The sequence below is a fragment of the Actinomadura sp. 7K507 genome, from assembly GCF_004348425.1.
Lineage (GTDB): Bacteria > Actinomycetota > Actinomycetes > Streptosporangiales > Streptosporangiaceae > Spirillospora.
Window position 1 is genome coordinate 1 of record NZ_SMKK01000029.1, and the last position, 19378, is coordinate 19378.

Annotated in this window: 17 protein-coding genes; 7 read left to right on the forward strand and 10 right to left on the reverse strand. The window is 73.9% G+C overall.

The window, feature by feature from the left end:
- Together E1285_RS09345 and E1285_RS09350 are read right to left on the reverse strand one after the other, a co-directional pair.
- Positions 1–343 (reverse strand): hypothetical protein (locus E1285_RS09345; RefSeq protein ID WP_132150171.1); only part of this gene is annotated, 343 nt, incomplete at its 3' end.
- A gap of 31 nt (positions 344–374) precedes the next feature.
- Positions 375–1616: an MFS transporter gene (locus tag E1285_RS09350; protein ID WP_243722666.1), complete on the reverse strand. Its 1242-nt coding sequence runs from the start codon at positions 1614–1616 to the stop codon at positions 375–377.
- A 182-nt stretch (positions 1617–1798) separates the two neighbouring features.
- Here E1285_RS09350 and E1285_RS09355 point away from each other — a divergent pair, with 182 nt between their 5' ends.
- Both E1285_RS09355 and E1285_RS09360 read left to right on the forward strand, forming a co-directional pair.
- Positions 1799–2371 (forward strand): dihydrofolate reductase family protein, encoded by a 573-nt coding sequence (locus E1285_RS09355; RefSeq protein ID WP_132150173.1) that lies wholly within the window; start codon positions 1799–1801, stop codon positions 2369–2371.
- A gap of 133 nt (positions 2372–2504) precedes the next feature.
- Complete coding sequence (locus E1285_RS09360; protein WP_347814069.1) at positions 2505–5345, forward strand: FAD-linked oxidase C-terminal domain-containing protein; 2841 nt, start codon at positions 2505–2507, stop codon at positions 5343–5345.
- Here the strand turns inward: E1285_RS09360 and E1285_RS09365 are convergent.
- Entirely contained in the window at positions 5342–6094 is a 753-nt protein-coding gene (locus E1285_RS09365) for an IclR family transcriptional regulator (protein WP_132150177.1), read from the reverse strand. The genes E1285_RS09360 and E1285_RS09365 overlap by 4 nt on opposite strands.
- Before the next feature lie 113 nt (positions 6095–6207).
- Here E1285_RS09365 and E1285_RS09370 point away from each other — a divergent pair, with 113 nt between their 5' ends.
- The 5 genes from E1285_RS09370 to E1285_RS09390 all read left to right on the forward strand — a co-directional run bounded on the left by E1285_RS09370 (position 6208) and on the right by E1285_RS09390 (position 10536).
- A complete protein-coding gene (locus E1285_RS09370) occupies positions 6208–7005 on the forward strand; it encodes a 2-keto-4-pentenoate hydratase (RefSeq protein ID WP_132150179.1) in 798 nt (265 codons plus the stop codon).
- Positions 7002–7898: an acetaldehyde dehydrogenase (acetylating) gene (locus tag E1285_RS09375; RefSeq protein ID WP_132150181.1), complete on the forward strand. Its 897-nt coding sequence runs from the start codon at positions 7002–7004 to the stop codon at positions 7896–7898. Before E1285_RS09370 ends, E1285_RS09375 begins: the two co-directional genes overlap by 4 nt.
- Positions 7895–8926 carry a 4-hydroxy-2-oxovalerate aldolase gene (dmpG, locus tag E1285_RS09380; RefSeq protein WP_132150183.1) on the forward strand — a complete coding sequence of 344 codons (1032 nt, stop codon included), beginning with the start codon at positions 7895–7897 and terminating at the stop codon, positions 8924–8926. The genes E1285_RS09375 and dmpG overlap by 4 nt, the downstream gene beginning before the upstream one ends.
- A 77-nt stretch (positions 8927–9003) precedes the next feature.
- Positions 9004–9594 carry a TetR family transcriptional regulator C-terminal domain-containing protein gene (locus E1285_RS09385; RefSeq protein WP_207946495.1) on the forward strand — a complete coding sequence of 197 codons (591 nt, stop codon included), beginning with the start codon at positions 9004–9006 and terminating at the stop codon, positions 9592–9594.
- A gap of 93 nt (positions 9595–9687) precedes the next feature.
- Positions 9688–10536 carry an SAM-dependent methyltransferase gene (locus E1285_RS09390; protein ID WP_132150185.1) on the forward strand — a complete coding sequence of 283 codons (849 nt, stop codon included), beginning with the start codon at positions 9688–9690 and terminating at the stop codon, positions 10534–10536.
- Between the two features lie 72 nt (positions 10537–10608).
- On the opposite strand, the gene E1285_RS09395 is transcribed toward E1285_RS09390, so the two are convergent.
- The 7 genes from E1285_RS09395 to E1285_RS48390 all read right to left on the reverse strand — a co-directional run bounded on the left by E1285_RS09395 (position 10609) and on the right by E1285_RS48390 (position 19213).
- Positions 10609–11457 carry a universal stress protein gene (locus tag E1285_RS09395; RefSeq protein WP_132150187.1) on the reverse strand — a complete coding sequence of 283 codons (849 nt, stop codon included), beginning with the start codon at positions 11455–11457 and terminating at the stop codon, positions 10609–10611.
- A gap of 75 nt (positions 11458–11532) precedes the next feature.
- Positions 11533–12393: a universal stress protein gene (locus E1285_RS09400; RefSeq protein WP_132150189.1), complete on the reverse strand. Its 861-nt coding sequence runs from the start codon at positions 12391–12393 to the stop codon at positions 11533–11535.
- A gap of 153 nt (positions 12394–12546) precedes the next feature.
- The gene (locus E1285_RS09405) at positions 12547–14148 is read right to left on the reverse strand and encodes a class I adenylate-forming enzyme family protein (RefSeq protein WP_207946496.1); all 1602 of its coding nucleotides are present in this window, start codon (positions 14146–14148) and stop codon (positions 12547–12549) included.
- Positions 14149–14161: 13 nt separating this feature from the next.
- Positions 14162–15409 (reverse strand): ABC transporter substrate-binding protein, encoded by a 1248-nt coding sequence (locus tag E1285_RS09410; protein WP_132150191.1) that lies wholly within the window; start codon positions 15407–15409, stop codon positions 14162–14164.
- 13 nt (positions 15410–15422) lie between these two features.
- A complete protein-coding gene (locus E1285_RS09415; protein WP_243722667.1) occupies positions 15423–16619 on the reverse strand; it encodes a branched-chain amino acid ABC transporter permease in 1197 nt (398 codons plus the stop codon).
- Positions 16612–17502: a branched-chain amino acid ABC transporter permease gene (locus tag E1285_RS09420; protein WP_132150193.1), complete on the reverse strand. Its 891-nt coding sequence runs from the start codon at positions 17500–17502 to the stop codon at positions 16612–16614. The genes E1285_RS09415 and E1285_RS09420 overlap by 8 nt, the downstream gene beginning before the upstream one ends.
- Before the next feature lie 19 nt (positions 17503–17521).
- A complete protein-coding gene (locus E1285_RS48390; protein ID WP_132150195.1) occupies positions 17522–19213 on the reverse strand; it encodes an ATP-binding cassette domain-containing protein in 1692 nt (563 codons plus the stop codon).
- Positions 19214–19378 lie beyond the last annotated feature (165 nt).

The following is a 19378-nucleotide window of genomic DNA, read 5'->3' on the forward strand; positions in this document are numbered from 1 at the left end:
ACCAGGAGAACGACGCGCCCCGCGGGCAGCCGCGCGGCTCGTACTCCGGCCGGTCCGGGCCCACCGACGGGTAGTCGGTCTGCTGCGCCTCCCAGGTGATGATGCCGTCCTTGACGTACACCTTCCAGGAGCAGGACCCGGTGCAGTTCACCCCGTGGGTGGAGCGCACCACCTTGTCGTGCGACCAGCGGTCACGGTAGAAGGCGTCCGCCTCCCGCCCTCCCGCCTTCGTCACCGTCCGGAGATCGGACGACACCTGGGCACGGGTGAAGAATCTGCGGGTCCCCACCAGCGCCTCTTCCAGCGGCCCGTCCAGACCCGGCCTGCCCTTGGTCGAACTCACCCTCGAATCCCTTCCTTCCGCATCATGCGCACTAGGCGGTCGCGCGGCTCGCCGCGGCCCGCTTGACGGCCGTCGCGGTGAACACGCCGGCCGCCGCCGCCACGATCGCGAGCAGCAGCAGGCCGATCCGGTAGGACCCGAGGCTTCCCCACAGCGCCCCCATCACCAGCGGCGGGACGAACCCGCCGAGGCCGCCCGCCGCGCCGACCACGCCGGTGACCGCGCCGACCTTGTCCGCCGGGGCGAGCCGCCCGACCAGCGCGAACGTCGCGCCGCTGCCCGCGCCGAGCGCCGCCGCCATGGTCAGGAACGCGATCGTCCCGAGCGGCATCAGCGCCGGGGCGAACGACTGGACCGCCGCGCCCGCGGCCGTGACGGCCAGGGAGGCGGTCATCACCGTGACCGCGCCGACCCGGTCCGACAGCCAGCCGCCGAGGGGACGCAGGAGCACGGCCAGCAGCACGAACCCGCCCATCCGGGTCGCCGCGTCCGCCTGCGAGAGCCCGTACTCCGCCTTCAGGTAGGTGGGCAGGTACACCGAGAACGCCACATAGCCGCCGAACGCCACCGCGTACAGCGCCGACATCTGCCACGTGACGCCGAGCCGGACCGTGGCCGCCAGCCGCCTGGCCATCGACTCGGCCGGCGCCGTCCGTCCCGGCGCCTCCCGCAGGACGAACCACGCCGTCACCGCGTAGACCGCGAGCAGCACGGCCATCACCTCGAAGGCGAACGCGATCCCGAAGGCGTCGACCTCCCTCACCGTCGTCAGCGCGGCGATGGCCGTGCCGCCCATCCCGGCGCCGAAGACCCCGAGCGCCAGCCCGCGCCGCTCCGGCGGGAACCACCCGCTGACGAACGGCACACCCACCGCGAACACCGTCCCGCCGATGCCGAGGAAGAACCCGCCCGCCAGCAGGGCCCCGAGCGACGAATGACCGAGGAGCCCCAGATAGAGCACGGGCAGGATCGTGATGAGCGACAGCGCCGGGAACATCACCCGCCCGCCGAACCGGTCGGTCAGCGCCCCCACCGGGATCCGCCCGAGCGACCCGACCACCACCGGCACCGCGACCAGCAGCGCCTGCTCGAACGACGACAGCCCCAGCGACTCCTGGAACCGGGGTGCGAGCGGGCTCAGCAGCGCCCACGCCCAGAAGTTCACCGCGAACCCGAGGGTCGCCATCGCCAGCATGACCATCGGCCGGCCGGCGCCCTCGGCGCGCCCCGGTCCCGGCGGACCGGTCCCGGCGTTCCGCCGCGTCTCCGTCACGTCCCCGCACCACTTCCGTCACAGCAGCAGAATTTCCGTTGGACCTTCCCTGCCGCCAACCGGGTAACCATGATCGGCTTCCTGCCGCTCCTCACCCCGGCGGATCCGCCTGCACCCGCCGCCGATGATTCTGCGCCCCCCTGGCGGTCTGCCTGAGAGCACGCCACGAAGAGGAGGTACGTATGCGCAAGCTCGTCGTCACCGAGAACATCACCCTCGACGGGGTCATCGACATGGCCGGGAACTGGTTCGATCCGCTCGACCCGGACGTCGACCAGACCGACATCACCGCGGCGAACACCGAGCATCAGGAGGCCGCCGACGCGCTGCTGGTCGGCCGGAACACCTTCGAGTCCTTCCGCGGGTTCTGGCCGGCCCAGACCGACGACCCGACGGGCGTGTCGGCGTACCTCGACACGGTGGACAAGTACGTCGTCTCCAGCACGCTGGACGATCCCGGATGGCAGAACTCCACCGTCCTGCGCGGTCCGCTCGCCGACGAGGTCAAGGCACTCAAGGAGGCCCCGGGGCGAGACATCGTCGCCACGGGCAGCATCCGGCTCGTGCACGCCCTGATCGCCGCGGGCCTGGTCGACGAGTACCGGCTGTTCGTCTTCCCGGTGGTCGTCGGACACGGCGCGCGGCTCTTCGAGTCGGGCGCCGTGCGGCTGGAACTGCTGGAGACCCGCCCGTTCCATTCGGGCGCCGTGCTGCTGCGCTACTCGGCGGCGGGCGGGAACGGCCACCCGGCGTGAGACCGGCAGATCAGGTCCGCCGCCGGCGGCGCCGGTCCGCGGCTGATGACCTACCGTTATGACCATCCCATCGAAGGAGTTCAGCGCGGGGTTCGCGGCCGGGCGCGGCGGCCCCCGGAGAGGGAGGCCGGGCTTGACCGATCACCAGGGGGACCTCGTCGCGGCGCTGCGGCGGGCCGGGGTGAGCGGGGTGGACGACTCCGCGCTCGCGCGGTCGATGTACTCGTCCGACGCCTCGCTCTACCGGGTGCCGCCGCGGGTCGTGGTGACGCCCCGGGAGGCGGGCGAACTGCCGGCGGTCCTGGGGGTGTGCCGGGAGTCCGGAGTGCCGCTGACGCTGCGGGGCGGGGGGACGTCCATCGCGGGCAACGCGGTCGGGCCCGGTGTCGTGGCGGACGTGAGCCGGCATCTGAACCGGGTCCTGGAGATCGACCCGGACGCGGGGACGGCGCTGGTCGAGCCGGGGATCGTGCAGGCGCGGCTCCACCAGGTGGCGGCCGGGCACGGGCTGCGGTTCGGGCCTGATCCGTCCACGCGGACGCGGGCGACGCTCGGCGGGATGATCGGCAACAACGCCTGCGGGTCGCGGGCGCTCGGATACGGGCGGACGAGCGACAACGTGCTCGGGCTGGACGTGGTCACCGGTTCCGGGGAGCGGCTCCGCCTCGGGGACGTCCCCGGCGGCGGCGGGGAGTCGGTGCTGCTCGAGCGGCTGCGTGGGCTGGTGGGCGAGAACCTCGCCCTGGTGCGGACGGAGTTCGGGCGCTTCGGGCGGCAGGTCTCCGGATACTCGCTGGAGCATCTGCTGCCGGAGAAGGGGTTCGACGTCGCGCGGGCGCTGGTGGGCACCGAGGGGACGCTCGCGCTGACCCTGGCGGCGCGGGTGCGGATGGTGCGCGAGCCCGAGTGCCGCGTGCTGGCCGTCCTCGGGTTCGGGTCGATGGCGGAGGCCGCCGACGCCGTCCCGGCGATCCTGCCGCACGGGCCGGTGGCGTGCGAGGGGCTGGATTCGCGCATCACGGGCGTCGTGCGGGAGCGGCGGGGGGCCGTTGCCGTGCCGCCGCTGCCGGACGGGTCGGGGTGGCTGCTGGTGGAGCTCGCCGGGCCGGAGACCGGGGCGCTGCGGAGCACCGCCCGGAAGGTCGTCGCCGAGTCCGGGTGCCTTGACTCGGCGCTGGTCGAGGACATGGCGCTCGCCGACGCGCTGTGGCGGATCCGCGAGGACGGCTCCGGGCTGGTCGCGCGGACACCCGGGGGCGAGCAGGCACACGCCGGGTGGGAGGACGCGGCGGTGCCGCCCGAGCGGCTCGGCGTGTACCTGCGGGAGTTCGAGGCGCTGCTGGGCGAGTACGGGCTGTTCGGCGTCCCGTACGGGCATTTCGGGGACGGCTGCATCCACGTCCGCATCGACTTCCCGTTCGGGCGGGCGAACGGGCGCGGCGTCTTCCGGGATTTCCTGGGTGAGGCGGCGGCGCTCGCCGCCCGGCACGGCGGCACGATGTCCGGCGAGCACGGGGACGGGCGGGCGCGCAGCGAGCTGCTGCCGCACATGTACTCGCCCGAGGCGCTGGCGCTGTGCTCGGCCGTCAAGGACGTCTTCGACCCCGATGACGTGCTCAATCCCGGCATCATCGTCCGTCCGGCGCCCGTGGACGGCGGCCTGCGCGCGGTGCAGGCCGTCCCGTTCGAGCGCGGCCTCGCTCTCGCCTACCAGGACGATCGCGGGGATCTGTCGCGGGCGGTGCACCGGTGCACAGGGGTCGGCAAGTGCCGCGCCGACAACACTGCGGCCGGTGGCGTCATGTGCCCCTCGTACCTGGCGACCCGGGAGGAGAAGGACTCCACGCGCGGGCGGTCCCGGGTGCTGCAGGAGGTCGTCAGCGGGAAGCTCGGGCCGGACGGCTGGAAGTCCGAAGCCCTGCACGACGTGCTCGATCTGTGCCTGTCGTGCAAGGGCTGCGCTTCCGACTGCCCGACCGGCATCGACATGGCGTCCTACAAGGCCGAGGCGCTGTACCAGCGGTACCGGCGGAGGATCAGGCCGCGCGCCCACTACGCGCTGGGCCGGCTGCCCCGCTGGACGCGGCTGCTCGGCAGGGCCCCCGCCATGATCAAGATCGCCAACGCGGGGATGCGCTGGTCCCTGATGAGGCCCCTGGTCTCGTGGGGCGCGGGCATCGACCGGCGGCGCACCCTGCCCGCCTTCGCGCCGGTGACGTTCCGCCGCTGGTTCGCGTCCCATCGGAGCGCGGACGGACGCAACGGCGAGGTCGTCCTGTTCGTGGACAGCTTCACCGACGCGTTCTCGCCCGATGTCGGCAAGGCGACCGTGAGGGTGCTGGAGCACGCCGGATACCGGGTCACGGTGACCGAGCGTCCCGTGTGCTGCGGCATCACGTGGATCTCGACCGGGCAGCTGGACGGGGCGCGCAAGCAGGCCCGGCGCACCGTCCAGGCGCTGCTCCCGCACGTCCGGCGCGGCGCCAAGGTCGTCGGGATGGAGCCGTCCTGCACGGGCGTGCTGCGGTCGGACGCGGAGGAACTGCTGAGAGGGGTGGACGCCGCCGCGGCGCGCGAGGTGGCGGCCGCGACCCGCACCCTCGCCGAACTGCTCGCCGAAACCGGGGACTGGACCCCGCCCGACCTGTCGGAGGTCACCGGGATAGCGCAGCCGCACTGCCACCACCACGCCGTCATGGGCTGGACGAAGGACGCGGCGCTGCTGGAGAAGGCGGGAGCCGAGGTCGGCCGGCTCGGCAACTGCTGCGGGCTCGCGGGCAACTTCGGCGTCGAGAAGGGGCACCACGACGTCTCGGTCGCGGTCGCCGAGTACCAGCTGCTCCCGGCCGTGCGCGGAGCGGGTGAGGACGACGTCGTCCTGGCCGACGGGTTCAGCTGCCGCACGCAGCTCCGCGAACTGGCGGGCCGCGACGGCGAACACCTCGCGCAGCTCCTGGCCCGGCACCTGCCCTAGCGGGTCCGCTGCCGCTGGCCGAGCGTGCGGGACAGGGTGAGGGCGGCGGTGTGGACGGCGGGGGCGACGACGGCCGGGCGCATCCGGTTCGACCATCCCGAGACCGACAGGGCGCCGACCGCCAGGCCGTCGGGGCCGAGGACGGGGCTGGCCGCGCAGACGATGCCGGAGCCGGACTCCTCCCGGTCGTAGGCGACGCCCTCGCGGTGGATCGTCTCCAGTTCCCGCGCGAGCAGGCCCGGCGCGGTGACGCTGCGCTCGCTGGCCTTGACCAGCCCGGCGTCCAGGACGGCCTTGACCACGTCCGGCGGGGAGAACGCCAGGATCGCCTTGCCGACGCCCGTGACGTGCGCGGGCAGCCGGCCGCCCACCTGGGACGGGAGCCGCGGCCCGCCGGACGAGCCGAGGATCTCCACGTAGACGACCTCGCCGCCTTCCAGGACCGCGAGGTGCACGGTCTGCCGGGTGGCCTCCCGCAGGTCCGACATGTACGGGACGGCCGCGTCCCGCAGGACCCGCTGGCGCGGTACCCGCTGCCCGATCTCGAACAGCTTCAGGCCGAGCCGGACGCGGGTGCCCTGGCGTTCCAGCAGCCCGGCCCCGACGAGGTCCAGGGCGATCCGGTGGGCCGTCGACCTGGGCAGGCCGCTGCGGCGGGCGAGTTCGGCGGAACCGAGGCCGTCGTCGTCCGCGCGGAACGCGGTCAGCACCGAGACGGCGCGGCGCAGGAAGGTCTCGTCGGACGCCATGGCCCCAATCTAGGCGAGTTGTCCCACCACGCGGGACGGCGGCGTTGCCCGCGGCGGCCGGGGCGGGAGAGGCTCGGACCTGCGCGGACGGCGCAACGAGGAAAGGACAGCCCATGGACCCGGGTTCGGTGGAGAAGGCCGCGGCCGCGCTGCTCGACGCGTACGCGACCGGTACTCCCATCTCGCCGCTGACGGCGAATCATCCGGACATGTCGGTCGCCGACGCGTACGCGGTCCAGCTCGCGCAGGTGGAGGCGTGGACCGGCGGCGGGGCGCGGATCAAGGGCCACAAGGTCGGGCTGACCTCGGCGGCGATGCAGCGGCAGATGGGCGTGAACCAGCCGGACTTCGGCGTGCTGCTGGACTCGATGTTCTTCCAGGACAGCGCCCCGATCGACACCGGCCGGTTCCTGCAGCCCCGGATCGAGCCGGAGGTCGCGTTCGTGCTCGGCCGCCCGCTGGCCGGTCCCGGCGCGACCGCCGCCGACGCGGTCGCCGCCGTCGAGTACGTGCTCCCGGCGCTGGAGGTGATCGACTCCCGCATCGCGGACTGGAAGATCACCCTCCCGGACACGATCGCCGACAACGCCTCCAGCGGCGGTGTCGTGCTCGGCACCCGCCCGGTCCGGCTGGACGGCCTGGACCTGTCGCTGATGGGCTGCCTGCTCCACCGCGACGGCGACCTGATCGACACCGGCGCGGGCGGCGCGGTGCTGGGCTCGCCGATCAACGCGCTGGTCTGGCTCGCCAACGTCCTCGGGGAGCGCGGGGTGGCGCTGGAGGCGGGCCACGTGGTGCTGCCCGGCTCGATCACCGCCGCGGTTCCGGTCGCGCCGGGCGAGACCCTCACCGCCGCGTTCGCCGGGATCGGCACGGTCACCGCCCGTTTCGGAAAGGAGGCACAGGCATGAGCAAACTGAGCGCCGCGATCGTCGGGCCCGGCAACATCGGGACCGACCTGCTGGTCAAGCTGATGCGCAGCGAGCTGATCGACGTCCATTCGATGGTGGGGGTGGTCCCGGAGTCGGACGGCCTCGAACGCGCCCGCGAGCTGGGCGTCCCGGCGTCGGCGGAGGGCGTGGACTGGCTGGTGTCGCAGCCGGCGCTGCCCGACATCGTGTTCGAGGCGACGTCGGCGAAGGCGCATCTGGCCAACGCCCCGCGCTACGAGGCGGCCGGGATCACCGCGGTCGACCTGACGCCCGCCGCGACGGGGCCGCTGGTGTGCCCGCCGGTGAACCTGGACACGCTGTCGGACGCCCCGAACCTCAACATGATCACGTGCGGGGGGCAGGCGACGATCCCGATCGTGCACGCGGTCTCCTCGGTGGTGCCGGTGCCGTACGCGGAGATCGTCGCGTCGATCGCGTCCCGCTCGGCGGGTCCCGGCACCCGCGCCAACATCGACGAGTTCACCCAGACCACCGCCCGCGCCATCGAGAAGGTCGGCGGCGCCGGGCGCGGCAAGGCGATCATCATCCTGAACCCGGTGGACCCGCCGATGATCATGCGGGACACGGTGTTCTGCGCGATCCCGTCCGACGCCGACACCAGGGCGATCTCCGAGTCGATCGAGAAGATGGTCGCCGAGGTCGGCACGTACGTGCCCGGGTACACGCTGCGCGCGGAGCCGCAGTTCGACGAGCCCCGCGACATCTGGAACGGGATGGCCCGCGTCGCGGTGTTCCTGGAGGTCCGCGGCAACGGCGACTACCTGCCGCCGTGGGCCGGCAACCTCGACATCATGACCGCGGCCGCGGCCCGGGTCGGCGAGCAGCTCGCGCGCAGGAAGGCCACCACATGAGCGACACCGCACAGAAGATCAGGATCACCGACTCGACGCTGCGCGACGGCAGCCACGCGATGGCGCACCGCTTCAGCGAGGAGCAGGTCCGCGGCGTCGTGCACGCCCTGGACGGCGCCGGTGTGGAGGTCATCGAGGTCACGCACGGCGACGGCCTCGGCGGCTCGTCGTTCAACTACGGCTTCTCGCTGGAGGACGACGTCAAGCTCGTCGCCGCGGCCGTGGACGAGGCGACCCGCGCCAGGATCGCCATCCTGATGCTGCCGGGCGTCGGGACGGTCGAGGACCTGAAGCTGGCGCACGGCGCCGGCGCGGCCGTCGCCCGCATCGCGACGCACTGCACCGAGGCGGACGTGTCGCTCCAGCACTTCGCCGCCGCCCGCGACCTCGGCATGGAGACCGTCGGGTTCCTGATGATGGCGCACCGGGTCGAGCCGGAGGAGCTGGCGAAGCAGGCCCGGATCATGGTGGACGGCGGCGCGCAGTGCGTCTACGTCGTCGACTCCGCCGGCGCGCTCGTCCTCGGGGAGGCGCAGGACCGGATCAGCGCGGTGGTCAAGGAGATCGGGCGGGAGGCGCAGATCGGCTTCCACGGCCACCAGAACCTGTCGCTGGGCGTCGCGAACTCGGTGCTGGCGCAGCAGAACGGCGCCCTGCAGATCGACGGGGCGCTGTGCGCGCTCGGCGCGGGGGCGGGCAACTCCCCCACCGAGGTGCTCGTCCCGACGTTCGAGCGGCTCGGCGTCCCGACCGGGGTGGACGTGCAGGGCGTGATGGCCGCCGCCGACGACGTGGTGAAGCCGTTCCTGCACCGGCTGCCGTTCGCCGACCGCGGCGCGATCACGCAGGGGTACGCGGGCGTGTACTCCAGCTTCCTGCTGCACGCCGAGCGCGCCGCCGAGCGCTACGAGGTCCCGGCGCACGAGATCCTGCAGAAGGTCGGCGAGGCCGGGTACGTCGGCGGCCAGGAGGACATGATCATCGACGTGGCGCTCCAGCTCCGCGCCGAGCGCGAGCGCGCGTCCTGACCGCGGCACGGGAGCCCGCCGGCCGGGCGGGCTCTCGTGATCTTTGCACGATGCAAACGCTGGGATAGCTTGGCTGGATGACCCACGAGGACCATCGCGCGTCGACTCCTCGCGGGCGGGCGCGCCGCGACCAGCTCATCCGGATCGGACTCGATCTGCTCGCCGAGGGCGGCTGGGCCGCGATCACGGCCCGGGCCGTCGCGGACCGCGCCCGCACCCGGCCGGGCCTGCTCCACCACTACTTCAACGGGCTCCCCGGGCTGCACGTCGCCGTCGCGCAGCGCGCCAGCGAGATGATCGTCGAGCCGGTGGTGGACGCGCTGGTCGCGGCGCCGGACACCCCGGCCGCGGTGCGCGCGGTGCGCGAACTCGTCCCGGACATGGTCGCGGGGGAACGCAAACTCAGGCTGGCCGCGGAACTGCTGGTCAGGGCGCTGCGCGACCCGCGGATGGGGGCCGAGCGGCGGGACTGGTCGCGCGCCCTGCGCGGCCGGATCGCCGCGCGGCTGGAGGAGCTGTGCCCGGACTGGCCGGCCGAACGCCGCGAGGGCACCGCCATGCTGTTCACCGCCCTCCTGGACGGGCTGCTGCTGCAGCTGATCCTCGACCCGGACCTGCCGACGGACCCGGCGCTGGACGCGACCGCCGCCCTGGTGGCGAAACCATGATCGTTCTCTGCCGGACCGGAGGCGCGGCGGGCCCCCGGCCGCTAGCCTGAAACCCCTACATAACGGCGTCTTTCGGACGGTCAGGAGCGCACGGTGGGCACAGACGGAGTCCCGGACGAGATCCCCCACGACATTCCCACGTCCGCCCGCGTGTACGCGTGGGGGCTGGGCAGCAAGGACAACTACGAGGTCGACCGGCAGTTCGCGCTGCAGAGCCTGCCCCACTTCCCCGAGTTCGTCGACCTCGCCCGGCAGAACCGCCTGTTCCTGTACCGGGCCGTCCGGTACCTGGCCGCCGAGGCGGGGATCCGGCAGTTCCTCGACATGGGCTGCGGGCTTCCCACCGACAACAACGTCCACCAGGTCGCGCAGAAGTTCGCGCCCGACTCCCGCGTCGTCTACGTCGACATCGACCCCATCGTGCTCGTGCACGCCCGCGCGCTGCTGGCCGGCGACAACTCCACCACGGTGATCACCGCCGACATGCGCGACCAGGCGGCCGTCCTGGAGCACGACGACGTCAAGCGCCTCATCGACTTCGACGAGCCCGTCGCCGTGCTGTTCCTGTCCATCGGCCACCACCTGCTCGACGCCGACGACCCGCCCGGCGTCCTGCACCACGTCATCGACCGCGCCGTCCCCGGCAGCCACCTGGCCTTCACCCAGGTGGTCTGCGACGATCCCGAGCGCCGCGCCGAGCTGGACGCCACCGCGAACGGCGCCGGCATGCCGTGGCGGGGCCGCAGCCGCGCGGAGGTCGACGCGCTCTTCCGGAGCGACCTGAGGCCCGTCGAGCCGGGGCTGATCGACATCGTCAACTGGCGTCCCGACCCCGACCAGCCGCCGCTCGCCCCCGTCCCGGAGGAGCTGTCCGCGTTCGCCGGGGCGTCCAAGATGGGACGCGACCTCACCGAGTACGGCGGCATCCTCCGCAAGCCGTGACCGGACCGCCGCCCCGGTGACCGGCCACGGTCATCAGGGACCGGTCATCAGGGATCGGCCATCCGGCGTCGGTCATCCGGCGTCGCGCGGCGGGCGCGCGACGAGCACCGGGCTGGAGGCGTGGTGCAGGAGGGCCTGGCCGACCGAGCCGAGCAGCATGCTGCGGAAACCGCCGAGCCCGCGGGACCCGACCACCAGGAGACCGGCGTCCACGGCGGCGTCGAGCAGCACCTCGCGGGGCTCCCCGGTCAGCACCGCCGTCCGGACCCGCAAGCCGGGGTACTTCTCGCTCCAGGGCGCGACGAGCCGGGCGAGCCGCTCCCCGGCGAACTCGCGCAGCGACTCGGCGTCCACCAGCGGCGCCGGGCCGACCTCCACCTCGCGGGGCCAGGCCGCCAGCGCCACGACGTCGGCGCCGCGCAGGGCCGCCTCCGCGAACGCCAGGCCGAGGGCCTCCAGCGATGCCGGGGACCCGTCCACGCCGACCACCACCGGCCCCTCCGCCGGGTGGTCACGCACGACCACGACGGGGGCGGGTGCGTGCGACGCCAGCGACGCGGCCGTCGATCCGAGCACCAGCCCGGCGAACCCGCCGCGTCCGCGCGAGCCCACCACGACCAGGTCCGCGCCGGCGGCGGCCTCCATCAGGACGGTCGTGGCGCCGCCCCGCCCGATCACGGTGTGCACGTCGCCGGTCTCCTCACGGGCGTGCGCCCCGCCCTCGGCCACGATGTGCTCTCCCGCCGCCAGCAGATCGTCGGCGGGAACGGAGTAGGGGCCGACGGCCGGGAACAGGTCCCACGCGTGGACGACCGTCAGCGGCACGCCACGCAGCCTCGCCTCCGCAGCCGCCCAGCGCACCGCCGCCTCACTCGACTCGGACCTGTCGTATCCCACGACGACACCGCCGCCACCGCGCATGATGCGCCTCCTTGGTCGTCCGCACGCTTCCGGGCTCGCGGCGCGGAAGGGATCCCGGTCAGATGCTTGGATTCGTCAGTTCCGGGACCTCCGGCCCGGGACGATCGCGACGGGGCACGAGGCCTGGCGGAGCATCTCCGAGCTGGTCGCGCCCAGCCGGCCGGGGCCGCTCCCCCGGTCGCCCAGCACCAGGAGCCCGGCGTCCTCCGCCGCCTCCCCGAGCGCCTCGCCCGGCCGCGCCAGCAGGAGCGACACCGTCATGCCGATCTCCGGGTGGCGTTCCCGCCACGGCGCGACGCTGGCCTCCAGCTCGGCGGTGCGCGTCTTCTCCAGGAGCTCCCTGTCGTTGAACAGGGCCAGCTCCGCCTCGCTCACCGCCCCCGGCTCCCAGCATCCGTGGACCACGTGCAGGTCCCAGCCGCGCAGGGCCGCCTCCTCGAACGCGAAGCCGAGCACCGGCTCGCAGCTCGCCGTCCCGTCGGTCCCCGCGACGACCTTCCCGGGCCGCTCCCGCCCGCCCGGTACGACGATCACCGGCCGTTCCGCCCGCGCCGGCAGCTCCACCGCGGTCGCGCCCGCGCCGGGCCAGTCGTCCGGGCCGATCACGATCAGCTCCGCCGTGCCGGACGCGCGCAGCAGCGCCTCGTTCGCCGGCCCGCGCGTCAGGCGCCGCCGCACCGTCCCCGGCGCGCCCAGTTCCCGCGCGCGGCGGACGCCCCGCGCCAGCAGGTGCTCCCCCGCCCGCTTCATGATCGTTTCAGCGTCCGGGTCCTCGTGGCCGCGCGCGTAGGGCCAGTGCCAGCAGTGGCAGACCACGAGGTCGAGGTCGCGCAGCCGGGCCTCCTCGACCGCCCAGCGCAACGCGGCGTCGTTCTCCTGCGTGCCGTCGTAGCCGAACAGGACGTGCGGCCGTCGAATCCTCTCCACGCCGTTCATGTTCCTGCCCTCCTACCCTCCAGTCTGCGCGCATACCGGACGCGGGAGAAGGGCCGAACGTCCCACGGCATGATCAGCGCACGAGGGCCTCTCGACGCCGGCCCGCGCCGCACGGCCGCGCGGACGGCGGCGCCGTCCTGACGTGCCGCCGCGTCAGTCCCGCCGCGACGCGGCGGCACGGCGCCGCAGCTCGGCGCGCTTGACCTTGGCCGAGGCGGTCAGCGGCAGCTCGCCGACGACGGTCCAGCTCCGCGGCACCTTGAACGGGCTGAGCCGTTCGCGGCAGTACGCGGCTACCGCGTCCGCGTCGAAGTCCGTGCCGGGCTCGGGGACGACGAAGGCGGCCACCAGCTCGCCCCACCGGGCGTCCGGGACGCCGACGACCGCCGCCCGCGCCACGCCGGGATGGCCGGTGACGACCTCCTCGACCTCCTCCGGCGCGACGTTCTCCCCGCCGGTCTTGATCATGTCCTTGAGGCGGCCGGCGATGCGCAGCCGGCCGCGGGCGTCCATCACGGCCAGGTCGCCGGTGTGCAGCCAGCCGCCGGGGTCGATCGCGCGGGCGGTCGCCTCCGGGTCGCCGTGGTAGCCCCGGGTCAGCCGCGCGCCGCGCAGCAGGAGCTCCCCGGCCCGGCCGACGGGGGCGACCTCGCCGCCGGCGTCCACGACACGGACGTCGGTGCCCTCGATGGGGGTGCCGACCGTGGTGCGGCGCGCCTGGGCGTCATCGGCCAGCGGTGCGGTCTGCAGGGCGCAGCCGCACGTCTCGGTCATGCCGAACGTGACCGACAGCGGCGCGCCGAAGCGCGCCTCGATCGTGTCGACCATCGCGGGGGTCAGGGTCATGCCGCCGGTGAACACGACCCGCAGGTCGCGCATGGCGGTGGCGGCGAAGTCCGGGTGGCCCATCAGCAGGTGCAGCAGCGTCGGCGCGGCGGACAGCAGCGTCGCCCGCCGCGCGGCCACGGCCGCCAGCACGGCGGCCGGCTCGAACCGCAGTACGACGTGCTCGGCGCGCTGCCACAGCGCGCCCATCGCGCCCAGGACGTTGCCCGCGGTGTGGAACAGCGGCATCGGGTCGACCCACGCGCCGCCCGGCGGCAGGCCGATGCGCCGGGCGAACGCGTGGGAGGTGTCCACCATGCCGCGGTGGTGGATCCGCACACCCTTGGGGCGTCCGCTCGTCCCGGAGGTGAACTGGATCTGGGCGGGCGAGTCCGGGTCTACCGCCGGGAGGACCGGTGCCGGCCCTCCCCACCGCAGCGCACGCCAGTCACCGTCCAGGCGCACCACCTCGCCGAGCCCCGGCAGCCTGGACGCGGCCCGCCCGGCCGGGTCCGCGTCCTCGGCGCCGACGTACAGGCAGGCGGCCTCCGACAGGCCGAGCGCGTGCGCCAGCTCGTCCGGCCGGGCCTTCGGGTTGACCGGTACCAGCACCATGCCGGCCAGCGCCACGCCGAACTGCAGCAGGACCGCTTCGGGCCCGTTGTGCAGGTACGTCGCGATGCGCGTGCCGGGCGGGTGGCGGCGCAGCAGCGACGCCGCCACGGCGGTGGCGTCGGCCAGCAGTCCCGCCGCCGTCCAGCTCGCCGGATCCCGCCCGGCCCGGCCGGGGCCGGCCGGGCCGGGACTGGTCAGGACGACGTCGTCCGGTCCCATCCGGGCGGCCCGGCGGAGCACGTCGCCGACCACCGCCTCCTCAAGGGGCGGGCTCGGCGGGCCGTGCAGTTCCGACCACTGGAGCGCGACCGTCACGGTGCCGATCCGTTCACTCGAACTTGTAGCTGACGGCGCTCGGGCCCTCGACCGTGTCGACGGTCTTCAGGCCGCCCGGCGCCTCCGGGTCCGCCTTGGAGACGAACACCTTGCGTGTGGGCGGCTGGCCCTCCTCGGTGTAGTTCAGCGTCCCGGCGAACAGTCCCTGGGTGTCCAGGTCGGACGTCTTTCGCATCGCGTCGACCACGCCTTCGGGCGTGAGGTCACCGGCCTTGCACGCCGCCTCCAGCGCCGCGGCGAGCAGTTCGGCCTGCCCGTAGGCGAGCGGGACCTCCCAGCCCTTCGTCCCTTCCGGCGCGTTCTTCTCGAACATCGCGGTGGCCTTCTTCACCCCGGCGCCCTCTCCGCTGTAGGGGGCGACGGTGGTCGTGGTGTAGAAGTTCTTGAGCAGGCCTTCCCTGGCCGGCGTGTCCAGCAGCGCGGGGTTGAACGTGGGCGTGTTCCCGATGAGGGGGACGTTCAGGCCGTTGGAGGCGAGCACGCTGGCCAGCGAGGACAGCTGCGACGGGGCGGCGCCCAGGATGACGCCCTTGACGTCCGCCCGCTTCAGCGCCGCCGCCTGGGCGGACATGTCGGACTCCTGCGGGGTGATCTTGATCGGGTGGATCTTCAGCCCGCGCTCCTTGGCCGCGTGCTCGGCGCCGGCGAGCGAGTCGCCGCCGAAGTCGCCCTCGAAGTAGACGTGCCCGATCGTGCTGCCCTCGGGGACCTTCAGCGTGTCCACGAGGTAGTCAACGGCGTTGGCGGCCTCGATGCTGTAGGTGGTGCCGGGGATCTGCGCGACCCTGTACTTCAAGGAGACGCTGGGCCAGCCCATGCCGCCGACGTAGAGGTCGTCCTTCTCGGCGAGCGGAAGGATCGCCGCGACGACGGGCGAGCCGAGGACCTGCTGGAGCGCCACGATGTCCGGCGACATGCTCCGGTACAGCGACACGGCGCGCTGCGGGTTGTAGCCGTGGTCGCGCACGTCGACCGTGATCTTCCGGCCGCAGATGCCGCCCTGCGCGCTCTTGGCCGCCCAGTACGCCTTCTTCTCCTGCACCTGGACCGCGGCGCCGGCCTTGAACGGCCCGGACAGGTCGGTGAGCACGCCGATCTTGATCTCGGAGTCGGTGACGCCGTTGCCGGTGCGGACCCCGCTGCCGTCGCCTCCCCCTTCGCCGGCGTTGGGGTCGGTGGTACTGCATGCCGCGAGCGCCGCCAGGCACAGCGCCGCCGCGGCGAGGGGACGGATCGTCATGGGGAGGTCTCCTTCAGGCTTGAACGTTCGGAACCCGTGGATCGGGCCGGTCCTCGTGGGGGGACGACCCCCCACGCCCCCCGGAACGGCCGGGGTCACCCGTCCACCCGGTGCGGACCCCCACGTGGCGCAGTGCCCCCGCGAGCCCGCCGCGCAGGAGGATCAGGACGGCGACGATCGCGACGCCGTAGACGAACCGGCTCAGCGTGGCGGCGTCGAGACCACCGGAGCCGGGTGCGGACAGGAAGGGGAGCTGCGCGCTGTACTGCACGAGCAGCAGCGGCAGCACCGAGACGAACACCGCCCCCGCCGAGGCGCCCGCGATCGAGCCGGCCCCGCCCAGCACGATCATCACCAGGTAGTCGATGGACACCGTCAGCGCGAACGAGTCCGGCGCGATCCGGCCGAACGCCAGCGCCGTCAGGGCGCCGGCGACGCCCGCGTAGACCGAGGAGACGGTGAACGCGGTGGCCTTGACCCGGGCGACCTGGATGCCGACGGACGCCGCGGCGGTCTCCCCGTCGCGGACGCCGGCCATCGCCCGGCCCGCCCGGCCGGCCTTGATCCCGCGGCCGAAGAACGCGGCCAGCAGGGCGATGGCGAGGAACAGGTACCAGAGGCGGTGCAGCTCCCCGAACGCGGTCCCGAGCACCGCGAGGTACTCGGGGTTCTCGTCGCTGAAGCTGAACCCGGGCACCGCGAACGCCTCGACGGTGCGGCCGTTGTACCCGCCGGTGACGTCCTCGGCGTTGAGCCAGACGTGCCGGCCGAGGAACACCAGCCCGAGTGAGGCGAGGCCGAGGTAGATGCCGCGCAGCCGTCCGGCGATGGGGCTGAACGCGGCGCCCGCCGCGCCCGACACCGCCGCGGCGGCGACGAGGGCGAGCAGCGGCGGCAGCCCGAAGCCCGACATCCCGTCCTCCCGCTCTCCGGCGAGCAGGGTGTAGGTGTAGGCGCCGACGCCGAGGAAGAACGCGTGGCCGAGCGAGAGCTGGCCCGCGACGCCGACCAGGAGGGTGAGGCCGATCGCCCCGACCACGGCGGCCATCGCGAACAGCCCGGCCTGGAGCCAGAAGTCGGTGAGCCACAGCGGTCCGGCGACCGCGAGGACGAGCAGGACGGCGCCGGCGGCCCGGGTCGGCGTCACCGGCCCGAGCGGCCCCGCCGGCCGGAATCGCGCGAGCCCGGGCGCGGGCGGCTGGTCAGACACGGATGGCCTCCTTCTGGCCGAGCAGCCCGTGCGGGCGCAGTAGCAGGACGAGGACCATCACCGCGTAGGGGACGACCTCGCCGAAGCCGCTGCCGAGGAAGTGCAGTTCTGACTCGTAGCCCACGGCGAGCGCCTGCGCGACGCCGATGACGAGGCCGCCGACGACCGCTCCGGGCACCGAGTCGAAGCCGCCCAGCACCCAGGCGGGGATGGCGGCGAAGGCGATGACGGAGACGCCGGGCTCGACGCCGGGTGTCGGGTAGGAGGTGAGGAACACCCCGGCCACGGCCGCCAGCGCACCGGCGAGGCCCCACCCGATCGCGCTGGTGCGGCCGAGCCGGATGCCCATCAGCGACGCGGTGTCGGGGTCGGCCGCCGCCGCGCGCATCGCGATCCCCCAGTCGGTGCGTGCGGCCAGCACGCCGAGCACGGCGAACAGGACCAGCGCCGTGCCCGCCGCGACCGCCCGGGACGCCGGGAGGCTGACCCCCGCAGCCGTGACCACCGAGGCGCCCCACGGCGCCCCGATGTTGAGGACGTCGTTGCCGATCTGCCGGGTCAGCTCGGTGAGCAGCAGGATGTCCACGCCGATGGTCAGGATCGCGAACACGCCCGGGTCGTGTTCGGCGACGTGCCGCACCAGCAGCGTGTTGATCAGTGCCGCGACCAGGGCCGCGCCCAGCACCCCGACCGCGAGGGCGCCCCAGAACCCGAGCTGCGGGTGCAGCCGCGCGACGAGGTAGGCGCCGAGCAGCAGCACCGATCCGTGCGCGAAGTTCAGCACCCCGGTGGACTTGAAGACGACCACGAAGCCCACCGCGATCAGCCCGAGGACCAGCCCGAGCGACACGCCGTTCACCAGCTGGGTCAGCAGATAGCTCATACCGTGCACCCCTCTTCCCTCATGCGGCCTCCGACCCGAGGTAGGCCCGCAGGACCGCGGGGTCGCGCTGGATCTCGGCGGGCGTGCCGTCGGCGATGAGGCGGCCGAAGTCCAGGACGGTGACGCGCCCGGCGAGGCCCATCACGAACGGCATGTCGTGCTCGACGAGCAGGATCGAGATCCCGAGTTCGCGCTGCACCGCCGTGATCGTCCCGGCCATCCGGGCGGACTCCTCGTGGTTCATGCCGGCGACCGGCTCGTCCAGGAGCAGCAGGGTCGGCTCGGCGCACAGCGCACGTCCCAGCTCGACCCGCTTGCGGTCGCCGTAGGAGAGGGTGTGCACGGACCGGCCGAGCAGGCCGGTGAGGCCGAGCAGCTCGGCGACCCGCCCGGCCTGGGCGCGGTGCTCGCGGTCCTCCCGGCGGGCGCGCGGCAGGCCGAGCGCGCCGCCGAGCACGCCGGACCGCATCAGCCGGTGCCGTCCGGTGAGCAGGTTGTCGGCGACCGTGGCGTCCAGGGAGAGCGAGATGTTCTGGAAGGTCCGGGCGACGCCGAGGCCCGCGATCTGGTCCGCCCGCAGCCCGGTGAGCACCCGGTCGCCGTAGCGGACCGTCCCGGCCGCGACCTTGTACGCCCCGCCGAGGACGTTGATGCACGTCGACTTGCCGGCCCCGTTCGGGCCGATGAGCGCGTGCACCGTGCCGGGCGCGATCTCGAAGGAGACGTCGCAGAGCGCGTCGACGCCGCCGAACCGGACGGTCACCCCGTCCACGCGCAGCGCCTCGGCCCGCACGGCACGGTCGCCGGAGCCCGCGTGCACGGCCGCGGCCAGATCCGTCAGCCCGCCGTCCGGCGTGGCGGCGGTGTCCGTTCCGGGGTCGGCGCCAGGGTCGCCGTCGGCGTCGCCGCCGTCGGCGTCGCCGGTGGCCGCGGTCGAGCCGCCGCCGAGGTAGCGGCTGCGGATCTCGTCGGTGCCGGCCAGCACCTCGGCGGGTCCGGACGCGGCCACCTCCCCCACCTCCAGGACGTAGGCGCCGCCCGCGACCCGCAGCCCCATGACGGCGTTCTGCTCGATCAGCAGCACCGCCGTGTCCTGCCGGTTGATCTCCGTGATGATCTCGCCGATCTGCGCGACCAGCTGCGGCGCGAGGCCGAGCGAGGGCTCGTCGAGCAGCAGCAGGCGGGGGCGGCTCATCAGCCCGCGGCCGATGGCGAGCATCTGCTGCTGGCCCCCGGAGAGCAGCCCCGCCCGCTGCCTGCGCCGGCCGGCGAGGTCGGGGAACAGCTCGAAGACCCGGGCGAGGGACTCGCGCTTGACCCGTTCCGGCGCGGTGAACCCGCCGGCCCGCAGGTTCTCCTCCACCGTGAGGTCGCGGAAGACCCGCCGCCCCTCGGGGACCTGCGCCACGCCCGCCCGCACGATCTCGGCGGCCGGCAGCCCGCCGATGTCGCGGCCGTCGAAACGGACGGTCCCCGCGGTTATCGCGCCGCCGACCGAGCCGAGCGACCCGGACACAGCGCGCAGCAGGGTGGTCTTGCCGGCGCCGTTCCCGCCCAGCACGGCGACCACTCCACCGCGCGGGACCTGCAGCGACACCCCGCGCAAGGCTCGTACCGCACCGTTGTAGCCGACGTCGAGACCCTCGACGTCGAGGAGCGGGTCACCGTCGCCGGCGGCGGTGTCCCGATCGGGTTCGGATCTGGTGGGCATGAGGCCTTCCCTCCACGCGGGGCGATCGGGACGATTACCTCGACAGCCAGGAACGCTAGACAGAGTAGTGTCGCGCGTCAAGGGTAGTTTGTATATTAATGTGATTGAGATCACCTGACCGAACGGCGAGCCGGGGGCCGCCGGTTCAGCGGAAGTGCTTGGGGA

Excerpts from the sequence above, each read along its gene's own strand:
- E1285_RS09355 (WP_132150173.1), top strand. The coding sequence starts at position 1,799 with ATGCGCAAGCTCGTCGTCACCGAGAACATCACCCTCGACGGGGTCATC.
- E1285_RS09365 (WP_132150177.1), bottom strand. The coding sequence starts at position 6,094 with ATGGCGTCCGACGAGACCTTCCTGCGCCGCGCCGTCTCGGTGCTGACC.
- E1285_RS09370 (WP_132150179.1), top strand. The coding sequence starts at position 6,208 with ATGGACCCGGGTTCGGTGGAGAAGGCCGCGGCCGCGCTGCTCGACGCG.
- E1285_RS09375 (WP_132150181.1), top strand. The coding sequence starts at position 7,002 with ATGAGCAAACTGAGCGCCGCGATCGTCGGGCCCGGCAACATCGGGACC.
- dmpG (WP_132150183.1), top strand. The coding sequence starts at position 7,895 with ATGAGCGACACCGCACAGAAGATCAGGATCACCGACTCGACGCTGCGC.
- E1285_RS09385 (WP_207946495.1), top strand. The coding sequence starts at position 9,004 with ATGACCCACGAGGACCATCGCGCGTCGACTCCTCGCGGGCGGGCGCGC.
- E1285_RS09395 (WP_132150187.1), bottom strand. The coding sequence starts at position 11,457 with ATGCGCGGTGGCGGCGGTGTCGTCGTGGGATACGACAGGTCCGAGTCG.
- E1285_RS09400 (WP_132150189.1), bottom strand. The coding sequence starts at position 12,393 with ATGAACGGCGTGGAGAGGATTCGACGGCCGCACGTCCTGTTCGGCTAC.
- E1285_RS09410 (WP_132150191.1), bottom strand. The coding sequence starts at position 15,409 with ATGACGATCCGTCCCCTCGCCGCGGCGGCGCTGTGCCTGGCGGCGCTC.
- E1285_RS09420 (WP_132150193.1), bottom strand. The coding sequence starts at position 17,502 with ATGAGCTATCTGCTGACCCAGCTGGTGAACGGCGTGTCGCTCGGGCTG.
- E1285_RS48390 (WP_132150195.1), bottom strand. The coding sequence starts at position 19,213 with ATGCCCACCAGATCCGAACCCGATCGGGACACCGCCGCCGGCGACGGT.